We start from the raw sequence: 6500 nt of genomic DNA on the forward strand, positions 1-6500 counted from the left end.
GAAACACATTATGAAAATAACTTCGGCTTATGCCAATAAACTGCTCAAAAGTCTGGCGGACGAAAAATCTTACTGGGAGGCCCAGGAAGCGTCATCCCGCACTTACGTTGCCGCTGTCGGCGAGGAACCGGTCATCCCGAAATATGACTATTCCGCCGTTTCTGAGACGTTAAAAGAAATCGACCGAAAAGCCGTCATCATCAAGCACGCCCTGAACCTGGCCAATGCCACCGCAAAGATCAGGGTAGGCGATACGGAAATGAGTGTCGACAGCATTCTGGTAAGAATGGCACAACTTAGCTCCCGCAAAGCGACTCTGGACACCATGCGGAAATATCTGCCAAAAATGAGGGAATCTTCCCATGCATTCAGCTCCAGAAATGCCGTTCCTGAATACCGCTACACCAATTATGATCCAGAACTGGTAAAACGTGATTATGAATGCATCTCCGGTGAGATCATGGAAATGCAGATTGCCCTTGACCGGTACAATCAGACTTTCCTGTTTGAAGCGGACATTTAAAGGATTTTTCCGTACAGGGTCATTTTAAAAATGCAGATGGTCTTGTTAATGTTCAGTGGCATAGATTATTTTGTTATCTTTTATCCATTGTATCTTTCGGTTCATGGTAAATTAATTCAAAAAATAAAAAGGTAAACAATTTCCCTGTAGAAAACCCGTGAGTGATCACGCCGGTGCCAGGGTACGGTTTCAGGCACCACGGCTGCGGAATGCAAATTTCGCAGCATTTTCCTTACAGACAGCTATCACAAAGGAGGAGCCTATGAAAAATTTTCTGAGACTGGACGGCCGGTCCATCCTGTCCGTCCCATATATGTACATCGACCACAAGGACTATCTTGCAGATTCCCTGCTCACACAGAACCATGTTTCCGTGCGGTTCGGAAGTGAATTCTCACGGGACAATTCCCCGTACCACATCATTATCTGCAAAGTCAGAAAGAAAGATACGGCGGAATTTGAGAAATCCATGGAATTGCTGTGCAACAAGATGCTTCTTTTCGGACACAACGATTACATGGAATTCTGCAATAACATCATGGAAACACTGGGACAGAATCGAGGTGCCGCATGAAGAAATCATTTGTTCCGATCAGCAAACAGAGTAAGAAAGCACAAAAGACATACCATTCCGCACAGCGTTCTACCTGGGGAATTTTGAACCCGGCAACGCGGACCATGCCGAACGGCAAGGCATATTACCGGAAGAAACAGAAAGCCCATGACAGAAGCGGCAGGGAATCCTCCTTCGATTCCCCACCTCTTCCTTTTTGTCCGTCCCTGCATATCAATCCCACAGGTTCCGAAAATACTTCGTCATAAGCTCCATGCCCTGCTTCAGGCACTGGTCCCGATACTCACGCAGTTCGCCCTCTGCCGCCAGCCACTTTCCCGAGATTTCTACATATTCCGGCACATCGCTCATCATATACAACCGGTGTGTATGCTCCCGCTTTTCTCTCGCAATCTCCTCTTCCGTCTTCAGCTTCTCACCGAACATGCCGTATTTTGTCGTGAATTCTTCCTGTGCCAGGTCATGCTCTTCCTCATACAGATTCTTCTTTCTGCATGTATCCTCATTTGCTTCCCGGAACAGAAATTCCATTCTTCCCAGGATACGATCCCATTTCCGGATATTTTCTTCTTCCGGTCCTTCAAAGAAGCTGGGATAACCATGGCTGTTGACACGAAGGTCATGAATCATGTTCGGAACAACCGTAAGAAACCATTGGTCAATCGACCAGATGTCACGGTAACAGTATCCGTACCGCAGTCTTTGATAAATACAGATGACGTCCTCTTTCCATATGGAAATCCTTTCCCATAATGATTCTCTCTTCCGATGTGACAGGAAAACGGAACATTCTTCCTTGTAACTCTTTCTGTTTTCCTTCGGACTCATTCGCTTTGCAATTCTCTTTACAGTATCCATGGACAGTTTCTCCTTTCCCGTAATATCCCTGATACGACAGTTATATCACGGCACAGGAAAAACTGCATTGAACCTGCGGTTTAATTCTTGCGAATATACGAAAGACAATCCCTACCTAAGCAGAGACTGCCTTTCTTTTGCTATTCAAAAATCATGTTTTTGCACGGGTTATTTCACCAACTTTAATATCCTGCAATTCCATCACCTCATCGGCATCCATATATGCATAATTTTCTCCCATCGCTTGTCTCCTTTCAATTCTTTACGCTCCCATCACCCGCTTAAACACTTTGAAGTTCGTATCATCCCGCGGCGGGCAATAGACCGCAAATTCAATGGTTTTAAATGCGTACAGATAATCCGCAATCACTTCTTTGGCAGCACGCGCCACCACTTCCGGCTTATTCTGAAATGCTCCGCATCCGAATGCGCCCAGAATCACCACTTCGTCACCGTTCAGTACGGCAACATCCAGAATCCTGGTCAGCCTCTTCTTATGAATTTCCAGGAGTTCCCGGTCACTGACTTTTACCGCCCGGTCACCGTTACCCTGGTTGAACCGGTTGCTCGGCCGTTCCCGCAGGTTCGGTGCCGCACAGGTGATCACATCCACTTCATACCAGTCTTTTTCATTCATCAGCTTCGGCCTGCCCGTATCCGTCTTGAATACGGTCACATCCGGCGTATAGATGATATCCGCATTGTTGATCGGATTCTTTGCATTCCGATGAGGGTAATAGAATCCTTTCATCATTTCCGGTACGCTCAGGCAGAAATACAGGCCGGAACACCGACACAGACATTCCTCCTGTGCGCTGGATCCCCTTGTCACGCCGCCGCCCGGATTTGTGGCAGAGGCAAAGTTATGTACCGCCACCTTCTGACCTGCATAATCTGCAGCCGCCTCGAAAGTCCGCTTTGTGGATACAACAATCTTCGCTTCATCTTCAAAGCGTGCCTTATCCACGGCAGACAGCGCCTCTTCTTCCAGGATGAGTTTCTGGTTTTTCACCGACCGTGCAAGAACTTCCTTAATCTTTCCGTTTGTCTCGCACAGCTTTTTAGTATCTTCAAAAACCTCTACATTCTCAAAACTGCTCATATGTTTATCATTCCTTTTTCTCTCTGTTAATTTCAGATCTAACGCTATGAAAACGGCCGCGGAATCGCTCCCGCAGCCCAGTACCTGGCATTGTCTGCCTTACATGCCATCATCACGAAAATACTCGTTTACCATACGTAACAGCAAAATCATATCCACTTCTGATACGCATGATGCATCCAGCTCAAACTCATAGACGCTGTTCTTTGTTCTGATTGTCAATGAACCATCTTCCACCTGGATACTTCCGTAGGTTGTATGCAGGTATTTGCCGGGACATTTACTTGCCGGACTTGTGAAAAAGTAAATCATATACTTCTCATACCGGCTGTCGGATTTATAGACCATGATCAGTCCTAGCTGATCCATATACGGTATCCGCCAATCCATGTATTTCCGACCGTTCTTATCTTCTGCTTTACGCAGGATTCCCAATGCCGACTGATCCAAATGCATCTCATCAACTCCTTAATCTTATCACACGGGTATTTCGCCGACCGCCGCAATAAAATCCCGATCCCGGTATCCGACTTCGTCGAATTTCCGCAGCCCGGCTTCCGCTTCAAATACGTGACCGCAGCAACAACACTTAAGCTTTCGTGTAACAACAATTCCCGGCTCGCCCAGAAGTAACTCCAAGGATGATTTTCCCTCACTGGCTGCCACATACGCATCCATCTTCGCCTGTTCCTCATCCGTCAGCTGGATATGCCACCAATTATGTTCCTCATGGCACTTGGGACACGGCGGGTTGATTTTATAAAGCCTTCCCATAGTCTGGTCTCCTTTCGATTTTCACTCACTTTGAATTCTTTGCAAATCTTGACAGCATTTTCGCTATCTCGTTCTTTGTAATCTCCGAAACCAGAGAGAGAATTTTAATATCTTCCTCTGTTAATTCATCGTGATAAAACACAAGCATTTCTCACAGCAGTATTTGCTGGTGAGAATCTCAGGGACAAGTATTGCAATCCGTGCTTTTTATTGCAAATTCAGTAGATTCATCACCAGTTTCACCATTACTTCTTTTTCTTCTGGATTGGATTCAGCAATCATCAACGTAACGGCCACCAAGGTTCCATCGCTGAGTCGTTTTTCTCAATCTTGGAATAAAGCGTTGTTTTTATCCAGGAATTCAAGAAAAAGTGATGCCGCAATTCTCTTGCAGCCATCCGCATAAGGATGGTCCTTGATCATAAAATACAATAGATTTGCGGCTTTTTCTTCTAATGATGGATATGCATACTTGCCGAATATACTTTGATATACTGCAGCAAGGATTCCCTCAACCTTACCTTTTTCTTTTTCAACTCCAAAGACGTCCGAATGAAACGAATCCTCCATAGCATCGACCATATGGCGGCAATCTTCATAAGTGATCCTGTAAATCGGCTGATTTCCTTTTGGCTTCTCCAATGTCTGGTGATCATACCACCAATTTGCACTACATTATCAGCAACACCATCAACCCACTGCCCATCTACAAGAGCCTCGTACTGACGTTGTCTAAAAGGCACATCACCATAAAGATCTCGTACTGCTGTTTCATAGCTTTGCCCATAATCAAGGGCAGCTTTTCGTCATCATAGCCAGGATACCCGCAGAAATATTGAAGATATGGGTTTTCCTGGATCTGGAGCGCGGTTTCCTCGTCAGAATAGCCATACTCCGCCTGAATAATGCAGACCTCCAAGGCCAGACGCAGCGGCTTGGCCACATTGCCTTTCCGGTTGGTGAATAGTGCGGCGTAGCGCTTCTCGATCTCCAGTCAGGGGATCGTCTGGGCTTTCTTTACCCAACGGTTGCTTTCCTTCAGATTCATATCCACCGGCTGTTTGAAATCCGCCAAGCTGATCTGGCCATTGCTGTAACGATACATAGTTGCCCTCCAGGTGCAAGATTTTTGCTGGATTTTTGCCAGTTCCCTTGCTCCTATTATACCACGGATTGGCTTCTATGGATTGAAATATAAGGCTTTTTCTATTATTCAGTGCATATTAAATACGCGGAACCCCCTTCGCCATGATCCGGTTTGGGTAACGGCGCATGACAAACGCGCGCGGACACGCAAAATGAGGGCGAAAGGGACCGCCCCGCTTTTCCCTTCTTGACAGCGATGGATCAGCCTTAACCGGTGCCCGGGATATGGAGATCCTCAGCGGCCAGATCCTCCTTGGCGTTCGCGAAGGACAGCAGCGTTACAAACGTCAGCAGCAAAGCAATCGCTTTTTTCATGATGTTCTCTCCCCTTCTCGGTTTCAACCGGAGCGTTTGTTCCCACAAGGTCTTGTCGAGGAAGGGCGGTCCGGCAGTGGTCTTGCCCACGATCAGTTAAGCTTTTGTCCTGTTTTCCGTGCTCCGGCTTAAATCCGGACCCTTTTCTGTCGATAATAAGGATATGAAAAACATTTTTCTGTCGATAATAAGGATATGAAAAACATTTAGACAGGAGGTTCCGCAATGAAAATTCAAGATGCGAAGAAGGCATACGCCGCGCAGATGGATACGCTGTGGACACGGAAACGTGACCTGTCGCAGGCGCTCAAAAATTGCCAGCAGGGCGGCGCGCCCAATGTGGATCGTGTGGAGATCTCCCGTGAGCTGTCCGCCGTGGACGCGCAATACAACGAGGCCCAGGGCGTGATGGAGAGCATCATCGAGCGGGAGACTGCCATCCACAACGCCGAGGTTGCAAAGCAGCAGGGCAATGCTCTGTCGAAGGCCGCAGAGGAGATGGGCAAGATGCTGGAGATCTACCACCGCATCGCCTCCGGCGGTCAAGTCCCTCCGGAGGATGAACAGCGGCTGATGGAATACAACCACAAGCTTTACATGGCGGCCAAGACCGCGGCCATGCTGCAAGAGGGAGACGGCGAGGAGTACGACTCCCTCTTTGAGGACGAGGAGGAAAAAAACGGCGAAGAAAAGACCGCCAGCGAGATCGCGGGCGAGGCGGAGATCTCCGTCCCCGGCGGAGGCGGGGACGCCGGTCTCGACATCGCCTCGGAGTGATGGCTATACCGCTCCTCCGTTTCTTTTTTAGGACAGCAAAAAAGGGCACAAAACCGCCCTTTACGGTTTTGTGCCCCCGTTGAGTTACCTGAGAGATTCCCTCCGCTTTGGGAGGTTGCACCTTCGGTGGTCGGGCGCTGCCGCCCGGCCTTTTCGGAGCGTCGTCCGAAACCGGTCCTTTTGCCTGGGAGCTTCTGCGTTCCCCTTCGGCATCGCCTGAGCGATCTCTCCCAAAACAAAACTACTTTTTTATTTCCAAAATAGAAAATTATCGCAAATCCTTTATCCATGCGGATTTGCCGCTATTTTGTACATTTCCTAAATTTTTTCCAAAATCCAAAATAGGACGTCAAATCTTACCTCTGTTAGAGTCCGATAGAAACAGCCATCCTAAGACCAGCAGAATTAACCAATCTGAGTCCGATAGAAAC

Annotated in this window: 10 protein-coding genes and 1 riboswitch; of the genes, 4 read left to right on the forward strand and 6 right to left on the reverse strand. The window is 47.7% G+C overall.

Translation table 11 applies throughout. The features are described from left to right. Positions 1 to 10: 10 nt before the first annotated feature. The 3 genes from DXA87_RS10855 (at position 11) to DXA87_RS17800 (ending at position 1345) form a co-directional block, all read left to right on the forward strand. A complete protein-coding gene (locus tag DXA87_RS10855) occupies positions 11 to 523 on the forward strand; it encodes a hypothetical protein (protein WP_181968342.1) in 513 nt (170 codons plus the stop codon). Between the two features lie 262 nt (positions 524 to 785). Then, positions 786 to 1097 carry a hypothetical protein gene (locus DXA87_RS10860; protein WP_117504363.1) on the forward strand — a complete coding sequence of 104 codons (312 nt, stop codon included), beginning with the start codon at positions 786 to 788 and terminating at the stop codon, positions 1095 to 1097. Next, entirely contained in the window at positions 1094 to 1345 is a 252-nt protein-coding gene (locus DXA87_RS17800; protein ID WP_015554488.1) for a hypothetical protein, read from the forward strand. The genes DXA87_RS10860 and DXA87_RS17800 overlap by 4 nt, the downstream gene beginning before the upstream one ends. Here DXA87_RS17800 and DXA87_RS10865 read toward each other — a convergent pair. The 6 genes from DXA87_RS10865 to DXA87_RS10890 form a co-directional block, all read right to left on the reverse strand. Next, on the reverse strand, positions 1311 to 1955 hold the full coding sequence (locus DXA87_RS10865; RefSeq protein WP_117504365.1) for a hypothetical protein: 645 nt from the start codon (positions 1953 to 1955) through the stop codon (positions 1311 to 1313). The two genes, DXA87_RS17800 and DXA87_RS10865, sit on opposite strands and share 35 nt — an antisense overlap. 262 nt (positions 1956 to 2217) lie before the next feature. Next, positions 2218 to 3057, reverse strand: coding sequence for a TIGR02452 family protein (locus DXA87_RS10870; RefSeq protein ID WP_117504367.1), 840 nt, complete (start codon positions 3055 to 3057; stop codon positions 2218 to 2220). A gap of 99 nt (positions 3058 to 3156) precedes the next feature. Then, a complete protein-coding gene (locus DXA87_RS10875) occupies positions 3157 to 3426 on the reverse strand; it encodes a hypothetical protein (RefSeq protein ID WP_147325216.1) in 270 nt (89 codons plus the stop codon). A 108-nt stretch (positions 3427 to 3534) separates the two neighbouring features. Further along, positions 3535 to 3831 carry a hypothetical protein gene (locus tag DXA87_RS10880; protein WP_117470301.1) on the reverse strand — a complete coding sequence of 99 codons (297 nt, stop codon included), beginning with the start codon at positions 3829 to 3831 and terminating at the stop codon, positions 3535 to 3537. A gap of 324 nt (positions 3832 to 4155) precedes the next feature. Then, positions 4156 to 4473, reverse strand: a complete 318-nt coding sequence (locus DXA87_RS10885; RefSeq protein ID WP_242998036.1) for a Fic family protein — start codon at positions 4471 to 4473, stop codon at positions 4156 to 4158. Positions 4474 to 4537: 64 nt separating this feature from the next. Then, on the reverse strand, positions 4538 to 4774 hold the full coding sequence (locus tag DXA87_RS10890) for a transposase (RefSeq protein ID WP_158553070.1): 237 nt from the start codon (positions 4772 to 4774) through the stop codon (positions 4538 to 4540). Between the two features lie 743 nt (positions 4775 to 5517). Here DXA87_RS10890 and DXA87_RS10895 point away from each other — a divergent pair. Then, a complete protein-coding gene (locus DXA87_RS10895) occupies positions 5518 to 6069 on the forward strand; it encodes a hypothetical protein (RefSeq protein WP_117470303.1) in 552 nt (183 codons plus the stop codon). 162 nt (positions 6070 to 6231) lie between these two features. Continuing rightward, positions 6232 to 6312, reverse strand: a riboswitch (glycine riboswitch). Positions 6313 to 6500 lie beyond the last annotated feature (188 nt).

The organism is Desulfotomaculum sp. OF05-3 (assembly GCF_003435535.1).
GTDB classification, from domain to species: Bacteria; Bacillota; Clostridia; order Lachnospirales; family Lachnospiraceae; genus Pilosibacter; species Pilosibacter fragilis.